A 20,099-nucleotide genomic window follows, 5' to 3' on the forward strand; every position below is an offset into this window, starting at 1 on the left:
CCGTCGACTTCCCCCCGAAGGGTTCCGTCGATTTCCTGCGCTCGACTTGCATGTATTAGGCACGCCGCCAGCGTTCGTCCTGAGCCAGGATCAAACTCTCCAAAGAATTTGATATAGCTCTTGAAAATGACGAAGCTTGCGCTTCAATCAAAACTTGTAAAACTTTTTTTGCCTCATCGTTCAGTTTTCAAAGTTCGTCTGTCGCTCTTAACGACTCTTACAATATTACAAGTCATCGACACAGTTGTCAACCACTTTTTTAATTCTTTTCCGCTGCCATCAGCGGCAACGTTTATTACTTTAACCCATCCTCAAATAGAATGCAATAGTTTCGGTAAAAGTTTTTCTAAAAAAATTTTCTGCCACGTTATAGCTTGGCTGTAGAAACCAAAAACCTCTCACCGCAATGGTGAGAGGTCGTAACTTGTTACTGTTGGTGACGCATTGTCGGGAAGAGCAATACATCGCGAATCGATGGTGCGTCTGTGAGCAACATGACAAGACGGTCAATCCCGATTCCGAGACCACCTGTTGGCGGCATCCCGTACTCGAGCGCTTCTAGGAAGTCGTTATCAAGTTCATGGGCCTCATCGTTCCCAGCTTCTTTTTCAAGTAGTTGGGCTTCGAAGCGCTCACGTTGATCGATTGGATCGTTCAACTCTGTGAACGCGTTCGCGTGTTCACGACGAACGATGAACAGCTCGAAGCGATCTGTGAAGCGCGGGTCTTGATCATTCTTCTTCGCAAGCGGTGACACTTCGACCGGATGTCCCGTGACGAACGTAGGTTGAAGCAACGTCTCTTCGATTTTTTGTTCGAAGAACTCGTTGACGATATGACCGAACGTCATATGGTCTTGGACTTCTACCCCGTGCTCTTTCGCAAGTTCACGTGCCTGTTCATCAGACATCTGCTGCCAGAAGTCGACACCCATCTCTTCTTTAACCAAGTCGACCATATGGGCCCGCTTCCAACCGACACCAAGATGGATCGTATCTTCTCCATACTTCACGTCTGTCGTACCGAGTACTTCTTTAGCAACGTGCGCAACGAGTTCTTCTGTCAAATCCATGATGTCGTTGTAATCAGCGTACGCTTCATAGAGCTCGATCATTGTGAACTCTGGGTTGTGTCGTGTCGAGATCCCTTCGTTACGGAAGACACGGCCAATCTCATAAACACGCTCAAGGCCACCGACGATGAGGCGCTTCAAGTGAAGCTCGATCGCGATGCGCATATAAAGTTCCATATCGAGGGCGTTATGGTGCGTCAAGAACGGACGGGCAGCTGCTCCGCCTGCAATCGTATGGAGCATCGGTGTCTCCACTTCTAAGAAACCGCGATGGTTCAAGAAGTTGCGAATCTCTGAAATGATTCGGCTACGCAAAATGAACGTTTGGCGCGAATCATTGTTCGTGATCAAGTCGAGATAGCGTTGACGATAACGTTGTTCGACATCTTTTAAGCCATGATATTTGTCTGGAAGCGGACGGAGCGCTTTCGTCAAAAGTTCAAACGTCTCGACGTGAATCGATAACTCACCGACATTCGTTTTGAACAGCTTGCCTTTCACCCCGACGATATCACCGAGGTCAGACGATTTGAACAAATCAAACGCCTCATCACCTACGTCATTTTTACGGACGTAGATTTGAACCTGTCCCGTGACGTCTTGGATGTGGGCGAAGAAGACCTTCCCTTTTCCACGTTTCGTCATAATCCGTCCCGCGAGCGTGACTTCTACGTCTTGCTCAGCGAGCTCCTCTTTCTCAATCGCTTCATATTGCTCATGTAATTCACCGGCATGGGCTGAGCGTTCGAACCGATGTCCGAACGGGTCGAGCCCTTGCGCGCGCATCTCAGTCATCTTTTCAAATCGAACCTGCATTTGGTCGTTCATTTCCAACTCGTGACTCACTACTCCATTCACTCCTCTATACATATTGGGTTTGGTCCTAACAAAAAGCTGTCGACCTCACGGCCAACAGCACAGCCTAAGCTGTTCGCTCTTTGCGTATCACTTTTTCGCCAAACAAGCTTACCATAAATCACTTTTTTACACTAGTTCACACTTCTTGTGGCGCGTTCTCGATCTGTCCGACGAAATCGTAGAGCACACTTCCGACGGCATCCCGTGATTCCAACTCGAAGACTTGCTTACGGACCGGCCCGTTCCCTTTGAGACCTTTCAAGTACCAGGCCACGTGTTGACGCATTTCACGAACCGCCGCCACCTCGCCTTTCAAGTCGATCAAACGATCGAGATGAAGCATGCAAATGTCAATTTTCTCGCGTGCCTCCGGCTCGGCCGGAAGCTCACCCGTCTCAAGGTACTGCACCGTCTGATAGAGCATCCATGGATTTCCGAGGGCAGCCCGCCCGATCATGACCGCATCGACACCATAATGGTCGAGGGCATGCTTCGCTTGTTGCGGCGTCGTAATATCACCGTTCCCGATAATCGGGATGCCCGCAATTTTCTTCGCCTCACCAATAAGTTCCCAGTTGGCTGTTCCTTCATACAATTGGGACCGCGTCCGTCCGTGAATCGCGATCGCTGCCGCGCCACCGGATTCGGCCGCTCTGACGTTATCTAGAAGGTAGATGTGCTGACTATCCCAACCGGTGCGCATCTTGACGGTCACCGGTTTGTCCACCGCCTTCGATACGGCGTTCACCATCTCATAAACCTTATCCGGATCGAGGAGCCACTTGGCACCCGCTTCACATTTCGTGACTTTCGGGACCGGGCACCCCATGTTGATGTCGATGATATCGGCGTTCGTGTTTTGATCCACGTATTGCGCCGCTTTCACGAGCGTGTCTTTCGAACCGCCAAAAATTTGCAGGCTGAGCGGCTTTTCGCGCTCATCAACGTACAACATGCGCAGCGTTCTCGCGTTTTCAAATAAAATCCCTTTGTCGCTGACCATCTCCGCACAAACGAGTCCGGCACCGAATTCCTTCGCAATCAAACGGAATGCCGGGTTCGTCACTCCGGCCATCGGGGCGAGGACCGCCCGATTTTTTATATCAACGTTACCAATTTTGAACCCTGACATTGCTTCACTTCCTTCAATAGCGTTAAACAGAACCGACTAATGACGTTAACGACTGTAGACGTACGACGTCGCGCCGCTCCGATTCCGGCAAGGCGTCGCATAATTGTCGAACCGTCTTTCCATTCACCTCGAGCGTCGGAGCAATCTCCGCGAGCGGGGCAAGGACAAAAGCACGTTCATGCATTCGCGGATGCGGAACAGTTAAGTGCTTCGATTGTATATATTCGCCGTTATAGAGCAAGATGTCAAGGTCGATCGTACGCGGCCCGTTCTTAAACAGACGCTCTCTTCCAAGACCGCGCTCAACCTGTTGGAGACGAACGAGTGCATCGTCCGCCCCGAGCGATGTATCGACTTCGACGACCATGTTATAAAACGATGGTTGATCTATATAGCCGACCGGTGCCGTCTCGTATACGTTCGATTGTTTCGTCACGTGAAGACCGGCCGCCTCCATCTCTTGAAGGGCATCGAACAAGTAACGCTCCCGTTCACCGATATTCGAACCAAGCGCCACATACATCATCCGTTACGCCTCCGCGTCATCTCGATCGCGACCGAATCATAATGGCCCGGAATCGGCGGGTCAGGTTTGATGACCTTGACCGTCACACTTTGAATCTTGTCACTGTGGGCGAGCACGGCCGTCGTGATCCGTTCACCGAGTGCTTCGAGTAAGTTGACCGCCTCGCCTGTGACGATGTCTTCTGTCAGTTGATAGAGTCCGGCATAGCTGACACCATCCTCCAAATTGTCGGACTGGCCGGCAGGGGCCAGGTCTAACTCACACATCAAATCAATATTAAATCGCTGACCGAGCCGGTTCTCTTCTTCAAAGACACCGTGGTAACCGTAAAAACGCATCCCGTTCACAAACATTTTATCCAACTTGTCCGCCTCCTAACATCGCATCCATCATCCGTGACGCCCGTTTGTTCTCTAACACATCATGCACCCTTACCCACGCGCATCCTTTCGCGATTCCGAGACATGTCGTCGCGACCGTCCCTTCGACCCGCTCCTCGGTCGGTAAATCGAGTGTCTGGCCGATGAACGACTTACGTGACGTCCCGAGCAGAACCGGGAATCCGAGATTCGTGATGACGTCGAGCCGATTCATGAGTTCTAAGTTTTGGTTGTAGTCCTTGGCAAAGCCGATGCCGGGGTCTAACCAAATCTGGTCATCACGAACACCGGCGGCACGGGCGATCGCGATTGATTCTTGTATGTCGCCAACGACTTCTTCGATGAAGTGTCCATAGTTTCGGTTGTCTCGATTATGCATCAAAATGATCGGGACGTTAAACTCTTTGGCCACTTCCGCCATCGATTGATCGTCCCACTTCGACCCCCACACGTCATTGATGATGTCAGCGCCTGCTTCAAGTGCCGCTCGCGCAACGATAGGTTTGTACGTATCGATCGAGATCAGGACGTCAAGCTCCTCTTTCAGGCGGCGAATGACCGGGACGACGCGGGCGATCTCTTGATCCGCCGTGACGAACTGTGCGCCAGGCCTTGTCGACTCGCCTCCGACGTCGATCGCATCGGCTCCGTCCTGAACGAGCCGTTTAGCGTGTTCGAGCGCTTGCTCGACTGCGTTATAACGCCCACCGTCTGAAAACGAATCTGGCGTCACGTTTAAAATGCCCATAATTTTTGTCATGCTGTTCCCTCACTTTCAATTGCTCGTCGTAACTCGGACCAACACGCTGTAAATCGAGCCCCCTGCTTGCCTGGATACGTCCGGCCGGCATAAGCGGTGACCGGTGCGATTTGTTGCACCGAGTTCGTGAGCCAAATTTCGGACGCTTGCTCGAGTTCTTTAAACGTCACATCACGCTCGAGCACGTCAAACGTCTCCATCAGCCAGTGCCTGGTCACGCCGGCAAGCGCCCCGGTCTCAAGCGGCGTCGTCCATAGCCGCCCATCCTGTTCTACCCAAAAGATGTTTGAGACGAGTCCCTCGACGACACGTCCCGCCTCGTCCGCGAACAAACCTTCCGCTTCCCGGTCGACCAAGGCACGTTTTCCAAGGATGTTGTTCATATAGTGATGTGACTTCAAACGGAACGCCGCTTCCGGTCGACTTCTCGGAAACGGGAGTGCCTCAAGCCGTTTCTCGGTCGGTTCGAACGTGTCCGGTAACGGTTTGACGAGCAGCGTCACGTTCGGCCGTGAGTAACGCCCGTCGTGCAGACCGAGCGGAGCGACACCGGCGGAGACGTTCAGTCGGATATATACGTTCGGCGCCTCGTTTTGACGCACGACGTCTTGAATCGCCTGTCTGATTTCCTGCTTCGTATAAGGTAGATCGATCCAAAGTGCGTCCATACTTTTCTCAAGCCTGTCCCAATGGAGGTCGAACAAGAACGGGACCCCGTCAAACGTCCGGAACGTCTCGAACAACCCCATCCCGTACAAAAAACCGTGGTCGTGAACCGGCACCGTCACTTCTGAACTGCCGCGCAGTTCGCCGTTATGCCAAAGCCACATGACGATACGCCTCGATAAAATTTTTAATCATGTCTTTCCCATGTTCCGTCAAGATGGCTTCAGGATGGAATTGGACGCCCTCGATCGGCAATTCTTTATGGCGTAGCGCCATGATCTCGCCCGTGCTCGTCTCAGCCGTCACTTCTAAGCAGGACGGCAATGAAGCGCGCTCGACGGCGAGCGAATGGTAACGCGTCACGATCGTCTGCTGTGGGATGTCTTTAAATAACGTCTTACCGTCATGTTCGATCGGTGACGTCTTCCCGTGCATGAGGCGGTCCGCATGGACGACTTTCCCGCCGAACGCCTGACCGATCGCTTGATGACCGAGACACACACCGAAAATCGGGATCTTCCCAGCAAACGTCCGAATCGCGTCGACGCTGATTCCCGCTTCGTTCGGCGTCCGCGGACCTGGCGAGATGACGAGATAACTCGGACCCATCTGTTTAATCTCTTTGATCGTAACGTCGTCATTGCGACGCACGATCAAGTCCTCTCCGAGCTCACCAAAGTATTGAACCAAGTTGTACGTGAATGAGTCGTAGTTATCGATGAGTAAAATCATACCGTCGCCTCCGTCATTTCTTTCGCGGCCCATAGCGCCTTCGCTTTCGACAACGATTCTTCATATTCAGCGACCGGGTCGGAGTCGATGACAATACCTGCCCCGGCCTGGACGTGGGCCATCCCGTCTTTGACGACCATCGTCCGGATCGTGATGTTAAAGACGAGGTCGTCGTCCCAACTGATCCAGCCGAACGAACCCGTGTAAATCCCACGTCGAACCGGTTCAAGTTCCTCGATGATTTCCATCGTCCGAATTTTCGGGGCACCGGTAATCGTTCCGCCCGGGAACATCGCCCCGAGCGCCTCTGACCCGGACACACCGTCTCGCATCGTGCCGCGCACGTTCGAAACGATGTGCTGGACGTGTGAGTACTTCTCGATGACCATCAATTCGTCGACGTGCACCGTCCCATAAGCGGCCACTTTCCCGAGGTCGTTCCGCTCCAAATCAACGAGCATGACGTGCTCGGCCCGCTCTTTCTCGTTATCGAGCAACGTCCGCGCTAGTTCCATATCTTCTGCCTCGTCCCGTCCGCGCGGCCGTGTCCCGGCGATCGGGCGTGTCGAGATCGACGTCCCATGTTTCTCAATCAACAGTTCTGGCGAAGCCGACACCATCGTCAAAAAATCGTCGACGAAGTACCCCATGTACGGTGAAGGATTCATTTGGCGCAACGTGTCATAGACGTGGCGCGGGTCCGCGAGCAGCGCTTCCGATTGGCGGACGCTCAGGTTCACTTGGAACACGTCGCCTTCGACGATGTAGTCTTGAATTTTCTGCACAGCTTCGACGAATTCACCTTGCGATAGAGAACGCGCTCGCTCGAGCGGTGCTTGCGCGACCGGTCTGAACGCGTAATGCGTCTCTGTCTGCCATAAGGCAGCCCAGCGCTCGAGCTTCGCTTCTACTTCTTCATCGGCGGTGACTAGCAAATAGAGGAGCGACGTCGCTTCGTCGAATACCGCCACTTCGTCAAACAACAAGAACGAGACGTCGGGCGTCCCTAGATCATCTTCCGCTTGACGCGGCAAGCGTTCAAGTGTCCGGGCGACATCGTAACTGACATAACCAATCATTCCGCCGAAGAATGGCGGTGCCCCTTCTGGTCTTGCGGCAACGTAACGGGCCCGTACTTGCTCGACGATGTCGAGCGGTTGGCCATAAAACGTCTCGGTCTTATCTGAAATGACGAGCGTTCCAGTCCCGTCTTTCACGTGAAGCGCACCGAACGGCTCGATTCCGGCCATCGTGTAACGTCCAGCCCTTCCGCTCTCGAGCCACGCATAGCACTCGCCCGCTTCCGTCAACGTCATATACGTCTCATACATTCTCTCTTTTGTCGTTCGCATCGTTTTGAACGCTGTCGTTCTCACGTCAAATCCCCCCGTTCCACTCATTCATGCCTCTAATTGTACACAAGAAAAGGCAGTTACCGAAAGAAGATGTCTTCTGGTAACTGCCGTTTGTTTATGCGCGAACGCTATCTGATTCTTCGTCGAACTGATAGAGCGGCGTGCTAAGGTAGCGTTCTCCGTTTGACGGGATGATTGCGAGCACGTTTTTGCCTTTTCCAAGGCGCTTCGCCGTATCGACCGCGGCCGCGATGGCTGCACCTGACGAGATGCCACCGAGCACACCGTTCGTCCGAGCCGCGAGACGCGCGTATTCGAACGCCTGCTCTGTCGTGATTTGAAGGACACCTTCGTAAATCTCAGTGTCTAAAATCGACGGGATAAAGCCGGCTCCGATGCCTTGAATTTTATGTGGCCCTGGCTTCCCTCCAGATAAGACTGGAGAGTCGACCGGTTCGACAGCTAAAATTTGCACGTCTGGATAGTGGGCTTTCAATACTTTCCCCGCTCCTGTGATCGTTCCGCCTGTACCGACACCCGCGATGAACGCATCGACTTGAAGACCTGACGCGTCGAACGCATCAACGATCTCAGGGCCGGTCGTCATTTCATGGACGTTCGGGTTGGCCGCATTATTGAATTGTTGCGGGAGGAAGTAGCCGTTTTTCTCAGCTTCTTCTGTCGCCCGGCGAATCGCTCCGCCCATCCCCTCAGGACCCGGCGTCAAAATCAGCTCGGCACCGTATCCGCGAAGCAAGTTGCGACGTTCCATACTCATCGTTTCCGGCATGACGAGAATTGCCTTATAGCCTTTAGCAGAACTGACCATCGCGAGTCCGATGCCCGTGTTCCCACTCGTCGGCTCAATGATTGTGTCACCCGGCTTTAAGACGCCTTCTTCCTCAGCGGCCTCGATCATCGCTAAAGCGATCCGGTCTTTTACACTCGAACCAGGGTTCATATATTCCAACTTCATGTAAACCGTCGCGTCATCCGGGCCAGTCAGCCCGTTTAACTTCACGATTGGAGTCTTGCCAATTAAGTCTGTCACTGAATCTACGATACGCATTTCATTTCCTCCTTCATAATTCCGACTATTCCGATATTGTAATAATACCCTATCGGATTGAAAATATGCAATTTGGAACGACAGCCTCAGCGCGCTTGCTGTTTCATCACTTCGAGCTGTTCAGCCGAGAAGTGATACTTTTCGCCGCAGAAGTGACAAACTGCTTCAGCGCCGCCATCTTCTTCGATCATTTGACGGATCTCTTCGGTACCGAGTCCGATGATCGCACTCTCCATCCGATCTCGGCTGCACGTACAGTTGAACTGTACTGGTTTGTGATCGAGCACTTCTAAGCTATCTCCGAGGAGCATATGCAGCATCTCTTCCGGTGTCTTCTCTTCTCCGATGAGAACCGACACTGGCGGGAACGTCTTCAATGCGTCTTCTAACGCTTGAATCGTTTGCTCTGAAGCGTCTGGCATCAACTGGACGATAATCCCGCCGGCAGCTAAAATCGATTCATCTTCCGGAAGCACGAGCACGCCTGCTCCGACGACTGAAGGCACTTGTTCCGACGTCGCGAAGTAGTACGTGAAGTCTTCGCTGATCTCACCTGTTTGAATTTCGGACGAACCGCCAACGAAGTCTTTTAGACCGAGGTCTTTGATGACCGAGACCGTGCCTCGGCCAACGACTTCGCCAACTTTCAACTTCGTCAATCCGTGGTCGTTGACGAACGTGCCGCCTTCGACACGAGGGTGTGACACGTATCCGCGAACGTCTCCTGCCGTGTCCGCATCGACGATGATTTTCCCGATTGGTCCATCGCCTTCGACTTTAAGGGTGACGCGCGCGGCTCCTTTTTGCATCGAACCGATCATCGTCCCGATCGTCATCGTCCGACCGAGTGCAGCTGAGGCGACCGGTGTCGTCTGATGGCGAAGTTGCGTTTCGAAAATCGTTTTCGTCGTCCGTACGGCGAACGCCCGGACTTCTCCACCGAACCCGAGGGCACGGACGAGATAGTCGTCTTTCATTTGGTCAAGTAACGCTTGTTGTTCTGGTTGAATCATATTGAGTAACTCCTTTAAAGTTTATTTCTGGTTGCGCTCATAGATGAGGCGAAGTCCATCGAGCGTCAAGAACGAGTCGACGACGTCAATCGTTTCGGCATGTTCACTGATCAAACGGGCCAGCCCACCTGTCGCGATGACGGTCGCTTCCCCGACTTCACGCTTGACGCGACTGACGATGCCATCGACTTGGGCGACATACCCGTAATACGTGCCCGATTGCATCGCTTGGATTGTATTTTTCCCGACGACGGTCGGCGGGGTCGCGAGCTCGATGCGCGGTAATTTCGCGGCCCGTTGATAGAGCGCCTCGACCGAGATCATAATCCCTGGGGAGATGATCCCGCCGTGATAACGACGTTTGTCATCGATGTAGCAATACGTCGTCGCCGTACCGAAATCGACGATGATCAATGGACCGTCGTACTTGGCAATACCTGCGACCGCGTTGACGATGCGGTCCGCCCCGACTTCACGCGGATTGTCGACGTGGATGTCGAGACCTGTTTTCACGCCGGGACCGACGACGATTGGCCGGACGTTGAAGTAGCGCTGTGACATCTGTTCGAGCGGGAAGATGACTGGTGGAACAACCGAAGACAAAATGACGCCGTCGATTTGGTCAAACGAGACGTTCGAGTGGTCAAACAAAGACTTGACGAGCATACCGTACTCATCGGTCGTTTTCGTGCGGTCCGTCGAGATGCGCCAATGATGGACGAGCGTCTCACCATCGTACATCCCGAGGACAATATTTGTATTCCCAACATCGATCACTAAAATCATGATATGGTTCCTCACTTTGTTGTCAATTACAGTTCGCTCGAATTATAACACGAAAAAAGACGAATGCCTTATTTAGGGCATTCGTCTCTTACACTTACCGTGATTCGTTGTTCGGGCGTTCCGTCGGTGTCGCTTCCGGCTTATCGCCTTCAGGGACAACGTCCGGCTTCGCTTCTTGAACGACTCCAGGCTGATCGATGACTTGCCCGTGCTTGACGGCCGCCTCATCTTTCTTCGCCTCATCGCTTGCATCATCTTTCGATGGTTCAGACGGCTCTTCCGGTTCGTTCGGAAGGAACTCGCGCGTCTTAATCAAGTGACGAATCTGTTTCGAATCGAGCGTCTCGACTTCGAGCAACGTCTTCGCGACGAGCTCGAGATCGTCTTTACGGTCCGTCAAAATCTGTTTCGCTTTCGCGTAACAACGGTTGATGATGTCCCGAATCTCGAGGTCGATATCTTGTGCAATCGCATCCGAGTAGTTTTGTTCCGTTTGGAAATCGCGACCTAAGAAGACTTGTCCTCCATGGTTCGATCCAAGTTGGAGCGGTCCGAGCTTGTCGCTCATCCCGTAATCCATGACCATCTTCCGAGCGATACCAGTCGCGCGTTGGAAGTCATTGCTTGCTCCTGTCGATACTTCACCGAAGATGACGTCTTCCGCCACGCGGCCCCCGAGGAGACCAACGATTTTATCTTCGAGTTCAGGTTTCGTCATGAAGTAACGATCTTCTTTCGGAAGCATGACGACGTATCCGCCAGCGTTTCCACGTGGAACGATTGTCACTTTGTGCACTTCGTCTGCGTTCTCGAGTTCAATCCCGATAATCGTATGACCCGCCTCATGATAGGCGACGATTTGGCGTTCTTTCTCCGAGATGACGCGGCTCTTCTTAGAAGGACCAGCGATGACACGGTCAATCGCTTCCTCGACATCCACGACCGAGACCGCTGAACGGTCAGACCGGGCTGCGACGAGCGCTGCTTCGTTCAACAAGTTTTCAAGGTCAGCACCTGAGAATCCAGGCGTCCGCTGAGCGATCGACTTCAAGTCAACTGTCGAATCGAGCGGTTTGTTGCGGGCATGAACTTTGAGTACTGCTTCACGGCCTTTAACATCCGGACGGTCAACCGTGATTTGACGGTCGAATCGACCTGGACGAAGAAGGGCCGGGTCAAGAATGTCCGGACGGTTCGTCGCGGCAATCATGATGATTCCTTCGTTGTCACTGAATCCATCCATCTCGACGAGAAGTTGGTTGAGCGTTTGCTCACGCTCGTCATGGCCGCCACCAAGACCGGCACCACGCTGGCGTCCGACCGCATCGATCTCATCGATGAAGATGATACACGGTGCGTTCTTTTTCGCATTCTCGAACAAGTCGCGGACACGCGACGCCCCGACACCGACGAACATTTCGACGAAGTCAGAACCTGAGATCGAGAAGAACGGTACACCGGCTTCTCCCGCAGCTGCACGAGCGAGTAACGTCTTACCTGTTCCCGGAGGACCGACGAGCAAGACGCCTTTTGGAATCCGTGCTCCAAGTTTCGAGAACTTGCGAGGGTCTTTCAAGAATTCGACGACTTCGATGAGTTCTTGTTTCTCCTCATCCGCCCCGGCAACATCATCAAACGTTACACGACGTTTTTCTTGGTCGTAGAGTTTCGCCTTCGATTTCCCGAAGTTCATCACACGACCGCCACCGCCGCCGCCTTGGGCTTGGTTGAGCAAGAAGAAGAACAAGATGAAGATGATGATAAACGGTAAGATCGCGAATACGATGCTAAACCAGCTACCACTCGACTCTGACTCTTCGATTTGAATGTCGGTATTCGCACGAAGTTGCGAGAGCACTTCGGCGTATTCGGCCTCGTTAGCCGGGATATTCGTTTCGTAACGCTGGTCTTCGTCTCCTGTAAGGTCACCTGTAATTGAGATGGCTCCCGGGATTTCCTGTACGGTTGCCGTTTCGATCCGATCATCTTCCACATATTCCAAGAACTTCGAATAAGAGAGCGTTTCGCTCTGGCTACTCGGGTTCTGTAAATATTGAAGGAACAAGATCAAGGCCAGGAAAATCACACCGAACACTAAGGTGTTTTTCACTGCACGATTCATTCTCTGCCTCCTATTCCGAGAAACGATGTTCTCGCCCATTCAGTATATGTGTATACTTTGGGGTATTTCTTTTATCTTAACACGTCACATTTTCAAAAGAAAAACGTTAGCCCCCGTAAACACTCGGCTTGAGCACACCGACGTAAGGAAGGTTACGATATTTCTCTTCGTAATCGAGACCGTAGCCGACGACAAACTCGTGCGGAATCACGAAACCGCTGTAGTCTGCCGATAGACCATTCTTGCGACCCGTCGGTTTATCGAGCAACGTAACGATCTTCACCGACTTGGCTTTCCGATATTTGAGGAGATCGACGAGATAGCCGAGCGTGAGCCCGCTATCAATAATATCTTCTACAATCAAGATGTCTCGTCCTTCTACAGACGTGTTTAAATCTTTCTCGATTTTCACTTCACCAGTTGACGACGTTCCACCGTGATACGTCGATACGTCCATGAAGTCCATCTCTAAATGGATGTCCATTTCTTTGACAAGGTCTGACATGAACGGCATCGCGCCTTTCAATACGCAAACGAGAAGCGGAAACTCTTCTTTATATTCTTCGCTGAGCGTTGTCGCGAGTTCTTTCACCTTTACTTGAATCTCTTCACTTGAAATAAGCACCTTTTCCATATCGTTCATTAATGACATCTTGAAATCCTCCTCTTTCTAATCCGACACAATCATCATTTTACCATTAATCGTGGGCAAATCGCATCTGACTTATCCGGAAAATCCGAAACTCTTACTCCTACTATAGCGACAATCCTCCCTGTCGCGTCAACTACTAAGGGGACAAACGGACGATTTTCACGCCGGATTTTCGCATCGACCAAGATTCGGGCGACTTTTTTCGTCCCGATTGAGAGTTTCATCACATCCCCTGGCCGAACGGAGCGGACGGTCAACGGGAATGTGAGCACCTCGAGGGGGATCCCGTACTTGCCTGTGACGACTTCGAGCGAGACGTCGCGATTGCCGAACGATAGACGGGCCGGGACGCTTAACACCATGTGTTCATCCGGCGCTTGTGACGAATCCGGTCGTTCCTCCGTGACGAGGCTGATCACCCCATCATACTTTTGCAGGCGCGCGCCGCCTTCGAGATCGTATCGTCCTGTTCCTTTTGGACTACCGAGGAGACGACGGATAGCTTCGCCCATCTCGACACCATATCTAGCCGATAAGAGTCGGCCGAGTACGTATCGTTCAGGTTCGTTCAAACCGGCCACGTCTTCAAGTTTCACATGAAACGTTTTCATATTACAACGGACGTGGCGCACCATCCACTTCCCGACGCCGTCGTAGCGTTTATGCCAGAGTTCACGCTGCCGACGGGCCGCGCTACCGACGTCTTGAACCACGTTCGGCCAAACATCGAGCAGTCGCGGGACGATGTGGTGCCTGATTTTGTTGCGCAAATAATCCGTCTGCTCATTCGACGCGTCTTCTCGCCAAACGAGTCCGTTCGCTGACGCGTACGCCAAGAGCTGTCGTTTTGTTTCCGTCAGCAACGGACGAACGATTGTCCCTCCGGCGAACGGACGACGTTCCGGGATCCCCGTCACTTCGACGACGTTTCGATGAAGCTGGATGAGTACCGTTTCGAGCTCGTCATCGGCGTGATGAGCCGTCATCAGTTCGATATACCCGTCTTCACGCATGACCGTTTCAAAAAATGCATACCGCGCCGCCCGATAGACGGCTTGCGATCCCCCGTCCGGAAACGCAAGACGCTTCCCGTGAAACGGCACACCGTACGCTTTCGCCAACTGTCTCACGAACTCGAACTCTTCATCGGACTCAGGCCTAAGTCCATGATGGACGTGGGCGACCCCGACGTCAGCACCGCTTCTCACGACGCGGTCTAACAAGACGATCGAATCCATCCCACCCGATACGGCCACCAGCACTTTCGTCATCGTCGCTCCTCCTTGATATAACAAAAGAAGCCATCTCAAGTTGAGATGGCTTCTTTTCGCTTAGGTAAGTGACCCGTACGGGATTCGAACCCGTGTTACCGCCGTGAAAGGGCGGTGTCTTAACCGCTTGACCAACGGGCCTAAATAAAATGGTAGCGGCGGAGGGAGTCGAACCCACGACCTCACGGGTATGAACCGTACGCTCTAGCCAGCTGAGCTACACCGCCATGTTATTGTGTTGTGTCCTAAGCACATTTTCTATAATAACCAGTAGCCACGTCCGTGTCAATTCTTTTTTAAAACTTTTTTCACAAAAAAACGTGTATAGTGCCATCTCATACACTATACACGATTTTCGGTTGATTGTGCATCACGCTTCCGACGGAGCCGGTCGATATTTTTTCTTCCAAGCGATACGGAAATATCCCCAGAGCAAGAAGAAGCAACCGACCGACACGAGCGCCAAGTATAGAATCGCCCCTTGTAAATAACTGAGCCCGTCCGCCGACAAAATCTCTTTATAGCCGGCCACCGTATACGTCATTGGAAGTAACGCGTTGAACGGCTGCAAGGCACGTGGAATCAATTCAAGCGGGAACGTCCCGGCCGACGTCGTCAATTGAAGAATCAATAAGACGATGGCAACGAACCGCCCCGGGTTTCCGAGCGTCGTGACTAGCAACTGAACAATCAATAAGAATGTAATACTGACGAGCCAGCTGAAACCGAAGAAACGAAGCGGTGACTCGACCTCGAGTCCGAGCAACGTCATCATCGCCACGTTTAAGACGAACGCCTGAACGAAACCGATGACGATTAATACGCCCGATTTCGATAATAACCAAGATAAACTCCGCTTCGGTTTGCCAGCCGGATCATAGAGCGGATAGACGATTGACAACAAGAGTGCCCCGACGAAGAGACCGAGCGACATGAAGTATGGTGCAAATCCTGTCCCGTAGTTCGGTACGTGATGAATCGAGTCGTTCACGATTTGAATCGGTCCCGCCATCATTTCAACGTTCTCATCGCTAATGTCGACGTCAGCCGCTTCCGCACCCGAGAGTAAGGCGTCACGAAGTTTTCCGTTCCCGGACTCTAGTTCAGTCAGACCTTCCGCCAGGTCCGAACTTCCAGAACCGAGTGTTTGGCCCCCTTCAGCCAGACGCGATGCCCCTTCAGCGAGGGTACCCGTTCCTTGACCCGCCGTTTTGACCCCGTTGGCGAGTTTCGTACTTCCTTCAGACAAGGCGAGCGTGGCGTCAGCCAATTGATCACTCCCCGACGCCAGTTCCGTCGTCCCGTCATGAAGCGTCGCCACCCCTTCGTTCAATTGAACGCTTGCCGATGCAAGTTCACCTGAACGATCCATCGCGGTTTTGGCACCTTGCTCGATTTGGCTTGACCCCTCGCTCAGCGCCGCGGCCCCGTTGACGAGCTGAGTCTGTCCGTCATTCAACGCAACCAATCCGGCTGCGAGCTCAGTGGCACCGGCTTCTGCTTGTCCCAACCCGTCTCCGAGTGCCGTTTGGCCTTCCGTGACACGAGACGCGCCCTCTGAAAGCGATGCGAAACCTGCTTCCGTTGCCTGCATACCTGTAGACAACTCAGCGACGATTGCTTGCAACATGTCTGGCGTTGCGGGCGTGCCTGATTCGGCGAGCGCAGACAACTTGGCGATCAGTTGCTCTTGCTGGCCTAACAACTCCGTTTTCATTTGGTCAATGCCAGCGGTGACACCTACCGTTCCCGCTACAAGTGCTTCGTTTCCGGCACTAGCCGCACTAAGCGCTTCTGCGAGTGTGCTCGAGCCGTTGACGAGTTGGCCGCTTCCAGCCTGTGCGTCCTCGAGTCCGGCCGCTAGTTCTTGAATCCCAGCGTCAAGCTGTTGCGTCCCACTGTGCAACTCGCCTAACTTCGAAGAGAACGCGCTCGTTCCGTCGACGAGCTGAGTCGTACCGTCTTTTAATACGGCGGCCCCAGCGTCGACACGATGGACACCGTCTGACAGCGTGGAACTCCCGGTTTGGATACGCTGGCTCCCGTCGACGAGATCAGCCGTCCCAGACTCAAGCGTACCGAGTCCGTCATCGAGCTTGGCTGCACCGTCCGCTAGTTCCTGCTGTTTTGAAGCGAGCAGTTGCGAGCCGTCCGCTAGCTTAACGGCACCTTCTTTAGCAGTCGTTGATCCGTCAGCAAGCTCCGTTGCACCGGTTGCGGCTTCATCTAATCCGTCAGCAACGGTTTTCAATCCATCCCGCATGGCGTTGACGTACTGTTTTGTCACTTCAGTCGACAGTTCGCCTTTCACTTGTTCCATCGCCGAACCTCCGATTTGAGCGGCTAGGAAGTTATACGACTCGTTCGCGATATATCGAAGTTCCAATTGTTCAGGGTCAGCGGACAGTGCGCTCGTCGCTTTCTCTGAAAAGTCATCCGGGATTTCGATTGCCATGTAAAAGGCGTGATCTTGTAACCCGGCGTCCGCTTCTGCTTTCGACACTTCGACGAATCGGAACGCTTCCGAGGTCGTCAACTTATCGACGAGTTCGTCACCGACAGCGAGTTCCTCCCCTTCAAACGTGGCCCCTGCGTCATCATTGACGATCGCGACGGGCAAATCTTTCATTTGGCCGTAAGGGTCCCAAAATGCCCACAAGAACATGCCCGCATACATGAGCGGCACGAGCGCGACCGCGAGAATCGGAATCCATACCCGCGGATTTTTACCGATGCTCTGCCATTCTGCTTTCCACAACTTCCATCCGTTCATTTGTTTCTCCACCTTTACTTATAAAACATAACTATTTTTCATGTTCCCTATTGTGCTCGCTCCGTCGAAAAATTGCAACCTTTTTTAGTTATTTTTAATAACAAAAAAAGCGCCGACAATTGTCGCGCCATGAAAAAAAGCCACGGACCTTTGTCCGTGGCGTTATCGTTACGAGTAGAAGCTGATGGTTTACGAAGGGTTACCCGCGCTTGGCTCCACGTCCACCGCGTTTTGAATCAGTTTGACGCTTCAACGTTGTAAGGCGTTCGTCGCTATCTTTCAAGAACTTGGTCATCAACGTATCAAACGTTTCTGGCTCACGACGTACTTCACGACGTGCGCCGCCACCGCCACGGGGACCGCCGCCACCGCGTGGGCCGCCGCCGCGTGGGCCTTGACCAGGACCACCTGGACGTGGACCGCCCGGACGTGGGCCGCCTTGACCAGGGCCGCCTGAACTAGGGCCTCGTGAGAAGCGTTCGCCGGCTGGACGTTCTGGGCGTTCGCTAACAGGACGATCGACAGTTTTTTTGATAGACAACCCGATTTTGCCATCACTTTCGATGTTCAAGATTTTGACTGTGACTTCTTGACCGACCGTTAGGACTTCATTGATGTCTTTGACATAAGAATCTGCCACTTCACTGATGTGCACCAAACCCGTTTTTCCATTAGGGAGCTCTACGAACGCTCCGAAATGCGTAATCCCTGTAACCTTACCTTGTACCTTGCTTCCTACTTCAATTGACATAAAATAATGTACTCCTTTTTTTGAATGATTCCCTACAATTATACGAGTCGATTCGTCAACGGTCAACGAACCTACTTATTCCTCTGGTGAGAAGTAAAAAATAATCTCGCCATCTTTCGAGAACAACAGCTCGTTGCGTGCAAGATTGGCGATGTATTCTTCGTCTTGTAAACGTTCAACCTGCTCTTTTAGCTCCGCTTGTTCTTCCTTCGTTTCACGAAGCTCGACACGAGCCTCGTTTTGCTTTAGCTCTTGATCCGCTACATATCCGATCTTTGAGAAATAGCTCTGGCCGATGAAGACAATCAACAACAAAAAGACAAGTGAGGCCACGGCTAGGCGGCGTCGAAGATGGATACGTCGCCGGCTCTGTTCTTTTTCCAGCTGTTCTCTCCGTTCGTCGAGAGCCCGAATCCGCTGTTTGCGTTCCATCGGGTTACGTCCATTCATCGAATCACCTTCCTCTTGACCTATTATGTTCAGTATACCTTTTTTTTATGCTTCCGTACCACTGTTCACCTTTTCTTCTTTGATCAACCGGTACATTTCCTTCGCATCCTCTTTCCGGGCATGCTCGGCAATTGAATCGATAATGACCGTCACCAGCTTATTCCCGAATCGGATTTGGAGCTCATCACCGGCCTTGACGTCCGTACTGGCCTTGGCGACTTGGCCATTCAAGCGGATACGGCCTTGATCGGCCACTTCCTTCGCTAACGTCCGTCGTTTGATCAAGCGCGACACTTTCAAAAATTTATCTAGTCTCATAATCCCTTCTCCTTCGCTTCATCCCAAAGCCGATCCATCTGTTCGAGCGTCATCTCGCTGAGCGATCCGTTCGCTTCGATATATTCAAATCGTCTCTTGAATTTTTGATTGGTCCGTTCAAGTGCTTGTTCCGCGTTCAACCCGAAATAACGGGCTACGTTAACGACTGAGAACAGTACGTCCCCTAGTTCTTGTTCGTCTTCAGGACGGTCTCGCCACTCTTGTAACTCTTCTTCGAGCTTCTCGAACGCTCCGGTTACGTCATCCCACTCGAACCCGACTTGAGCCGCTTTCTTTTGGAGTTGCTCGGCACGCATTAACCCCGGTTGGGTCACGAGCACACCATCGAGCTGCGAATGTTTATTTTCCCCTTTTTCGTCTTGCTTAATCGCATTCCAGTTCGAAACCACGTCGTCGGCGTCTGCGACCGTCACGTCACCGAAGACGTGCGGATGGCGACGGACCATTTTCGTACTGATTGCGCCGATCACGTCACGAATGTCAAAGTACCCTTCGTCGGCCCCGATTTGCGCATGAAGCATGACTTGGAGCAATACGTCTCCGAGTTCTTCGATCATCGCATCATCGTCCTCTTCGTCGATCGCCTCGATCAACTCATACGCCTCTTCGAGTAAATATTTCCGCAGTGATGCGTGCGTCTGTTTTCGGTCCCATGGGCAGCCGTTCGGACCGCGGAGTGTCGCGATGATATCTGTCAACGTCGCAAACTCCCGCGCGAGGTGCGTCTCGTCAGTGAGTGGCGGGACATAGAGCGTCGTCAAATTGTCGACTTCAGCGACCCGGTCCATCTCGTAGAGCGGAACTTCGGAAATTCGCTCTCGTTTCGTTCCGGCCGCCGTGACGAGCTTGACAAGATGTTCGTCCGGATAACGTTCCATCAATTGTACTTTCACATCCCCGGCCACAAACCCGTCGTACACTTGACCGATTAACACGTGCTGCGTGACTTGGAGCCGTTCAACGTCGAGTGCGGTCGCATCGAGCAGTTGAAACCCATTGATCGGATCAATCTGGAGCGCCTGAAACATGGCGTCCAAAAAGCTCTGTCCGCCGAGGAACGTCACATCCGCCCCTTGTTCGACGAGCAGTTCGACCGTCCGCTCGGCGACGAACGGATGGCCCGGGACCGCATATGTGATCGCCAGTTCGTCGCTCTTGTCGAGCAACGTTTCAACGATTTGTTTATAGACGGCCTCAAACGTATCGTTTGATTCGTAAATGTGGTCGAATGATTCAAAATGAACTCCTTCCGCCTCGAGCTCTTTGACGACCGGATGTTCTTTCGTGCGCAACCAGACGAGCGGTTGCTGTTTCAAATGACGATATACCCCGAGCGGAAGTTGCTCGAGTTCGCCGGAGCCGAGTCCGACGACGGTAATTCCATAACTCATA

General features: G+C 52.6%; 19 protein-coding genes, 2 tRNA genes and 1 rRNA gene. All 22 read right to left on the reverse strand.

The window, feature by feature from the left end:
• Positions 1–106: ribosomal RNA gene (locus EVJ24_RS14230) — 16S ribosomal RNA — on the reverse strand; the annotation flags it as partial.
• 321 nt (positions 107–427) lie between these two features.
• A complete protein-coding gene (gene lysS, locus EVJ24_RS14235; protein ID WP_131441703.1) occupies positions 428–1,918 on the reverse strand; it encodes a lysine--tRNA ligase in 1,491 nt (496 codons plus the stop codon).
• Between the two features lie 148 nt (positions 1,919–2,066).
• Positions 2,067–3,062, reverse strand: a complete 996-nt coding sequence (dusB, locus tag EVJ24_RS14240) for a tRNA dihydrouridine synthase DusB (RefSeq protein WP_016509635.1) — start codon at positions 3,060–3,062, stop codon at positions 2,067–2,069.
• 22 nt (positions 3,063–3,084) lie between these two features.
• Complete coding sequence (gene folK, locus EVJ24_RS14245) at positions 3,085–3,588, reverse strand: 2-amino-4-hydroxy-6-hydroxymethyldihydropteridine diphosphokinase (RefSeq protein WP_131441704.1); 504 nt, start codon at positions 3,586–3,588, stop codon at positions 3,085–3,087.
• The gene (folB, locus tag EVJ24_RS14250; protein WP_070329365.1) at positions 3,585–3,950 is read right to left on the reverse strand and encodes a dihydroneopterin aldolase; all 366 of its coding nucleotides are present in this window, start codon (positions 3,948–3,950) and stop codon (positions 3,585–3,587) included. Before folB ends, folK begins: the two co-directional genes overlap by 4 nt.
• Positions 3,943–4,728 carry a dihydropteroate synthase gene (folP, locus tag EVJ24_RS14255; protein ID WP_131441705.1) on the reverse strand — a complete coding sequence of 262 codons (786 nt, stop codon included), beginning with the start codon at positions 4,726–4,728 and terminating at the stop codon, positions 3,943–3,945. Before folP ends, folB begins: the two co-directional genes overlap by 8 nt.
• Entirely contained in the window at positions 4,725–5,558 is an 834-nt protein-coding gene (locus tag EVJ24_RS14260) for an aminotransferase class IV (RefSeq protein ID WP_131441706.1), read from the reverse strand. The genes folP and EVJ24_RS14260 overlap by 4 nt, the downstream gene beginning before the upstream one ends.
• Positions 5,542–6,126: an aminodeoxychorismate/anthranilate synthase component II gene (gene pabA / locus EVJ24_RS14265; protein ID WP_131441707.1), complete on the reverse strand. Its 585-nt coding sequence runs from the start codon at positions 6,124–6,126 to the stop codon at positions 5,542–5,544. The genes EVJ24_RS14260 and pabA overlap by 17 nt, the downstream gene beginning before the upstream one ends.
• Positions 6,123–7,502: an anthranilate synthase component I family protein gene (locus EVJ24_RS14270; RefSeq protein WP_236636494.1), complete on the reverse strand. Its 1,380-nt coding sequence runs from the start codon at positions 7,500–7,502 to the stop codon at positions 6,123–6,125. The genes pabA and EVJ24_RS14270 overlap by 4 nt, the downstream gene beginning before the upstream one ends.
• 94 nt (positions 7,503–7,596) lie before the next feature.
• On the reverse strand, positions 7,597–8,550 hold the full coding sequence (cysK, locus tag EVJ24_RS14275; protein WP_071398644.1) for a cysteine synthase A: 954 nt from the start codon (positions 8,548–8,550) through the stop codon (positions 7,597–7,599).
• An 86-nt stretch (positions 8,551–8,636) separates the two neighbouring features.
• Complete coding sequence (hslO, locus tag EVJ24_RS14280; protein WP_071398643.1) at positions 8,637–9,563, reverse strand: Hsp33 family molecular chaperone HslO; 927 nt, start codon at positions 9,561–9,563, stop codon at positions 8,637–8,639.
• Positions 9,564–9,584: 21 nt separating this feature from the next.
• Entirely contained in the window at positions 9,585–10,349 is a 765-nt protein-coding gene (locus tag EVJ24_RS14285) for a type III pantothenate kinase (RefSeq protein WP_070329371.1), read from the reverse strand.
• A 94-nt stretch (positions 10,350–10,443) separates the two neighbouring features.
• Positions 10,444–12,471 carry an ATP-dependent zinc metalloprotease FtsH gene (gene ftsH, locus EVJ24_RS14290; RefSeq protein WP_071398642.1) on the reverse strand — a complete coding sequence of 676 codons (2,028 nt, stop codon included), beginning with the start codon at positions 12,469–12,471 and terminating at the stop codon, positions 10,444–10,446.
• Between the two features lie 106 nt (positions 12,472–12,577).
• Positions 12,578–13,123, reverse strand: a complete 546-nt coding sequence (gene hpt / locus EVJ24_RS14295) for a hypoxanthine phosphoribosyltransferase (protein ID WP_016509617.1) — start codon at positions 13,121–13,123, stop codon at positions 12,578–12,580.
• A gap of 35 nt (positions 13,124–13,158) precedes the next feature.
• On the reverse strand, positions 13,159–14,394 hold the full coding sequence (gene tilS / locus EVJ24_RS14300; protein ID WP_236637676.1) for a tRNA lysidine(34) synthetase TilS: 1,236 nt from the start codon (positions 14,392–14,394) through the stop codon (positions 13,159–13,161).
• A 69-nt stretch (positions 14,395–14,463) separates the two neighbouring features.
• A tRNA-Glu gene (locus EVJ24_RS14305) sits at positions 14,464–14,535 on the reverse strand.
• A gap of 9 nt (positions 14,536–14,544) precedes the next feature.
• Positions 14,545–14,621, reverse strand: a tRNA-Met gene (locus tag EVJ24_RS14310).
• A gap of 143 nt (positions 14,622–14,764) precedes the next feature.
• The gene (locus EVJ24_RS14315; protein ID WP_236637677.1) at positions 14,765–17,167 is read right to left on the reverse strand and encodes a YhgE/Pip domain-containing protein; all 2,403 of its coding nucleotides are present in this window, start codon (positions 17,165–17,167) and stop codon (positions 14,765–14,767) included.
• A 199-nt stretch (positions 17,168–17,366) separates the two neighbouring features.
• Positions 17,367–17,918, reverse strand: a complete 552-nt coding sequence (locus EVJ24_RS14320; RefSeq protein WP_131441711.1) for a S1 domain-containing RNA-binding protein — start codon at positions 17,916–17,918, stop codon at positions 17,367–17,369.
• 75 nt (positions 17,919–17,993) lie between these two features.
• The gene (locus EVJ24_RS14325; protein ID WP_131441712.1) at positions 17,994–18,368 is read right to left on the reverse strand and encodes an FtsB family cell division protein; all 375 of its coding nucleotides are present in this window, start codon (positions 18,366–18,368) and stop codon (positions 17,994–17,996) included.
• A gap of 45 nt (positions 18,369–18,413) precedes the next feature.
• Complete coding sequence (locus tag EVJ24_RS14330) at positions 18,414–18,686, reverse strand: RNA-binding S4 domain-containing protein (RefSeq protein WP_070329377.1); 273 nt, start codon at positions 18,684–18,686, stop codon at positions 18,414–18,416.
• Positions 18,683–20,098 carry a nucleoside triphosphate pyrophosphohydrolase gene (gene mazG, locus EVJ24_RS14335; RefSeq protein ID WP_131441713.1) on the reverse strand — a complete coding sequence of 472 codons (1,416 nt, stop codon included), beginning with the start codon at positions 20,096–20,098 and terminating at the stop codon, positions 18,683–18,685. Before mazG ends, EVJ24_RS14330 begins: the two co-directional genes overlap by 4 nt.
• Between the last annotated feature and the right edge of the window lies 1 nt (position 20,099).

The sequence above is a fragment of the Exiguobacterium sp. SH1S21 genome (assembly GCF_004337175.1).
Classification (GTDB): domain Bacteria; phylum Bacillota; class Bacilli; order Exiguobacteriales; family Exiguobacteriaceae; genus Exiguobacterium; species Exiguobacterium aurantiacum_A.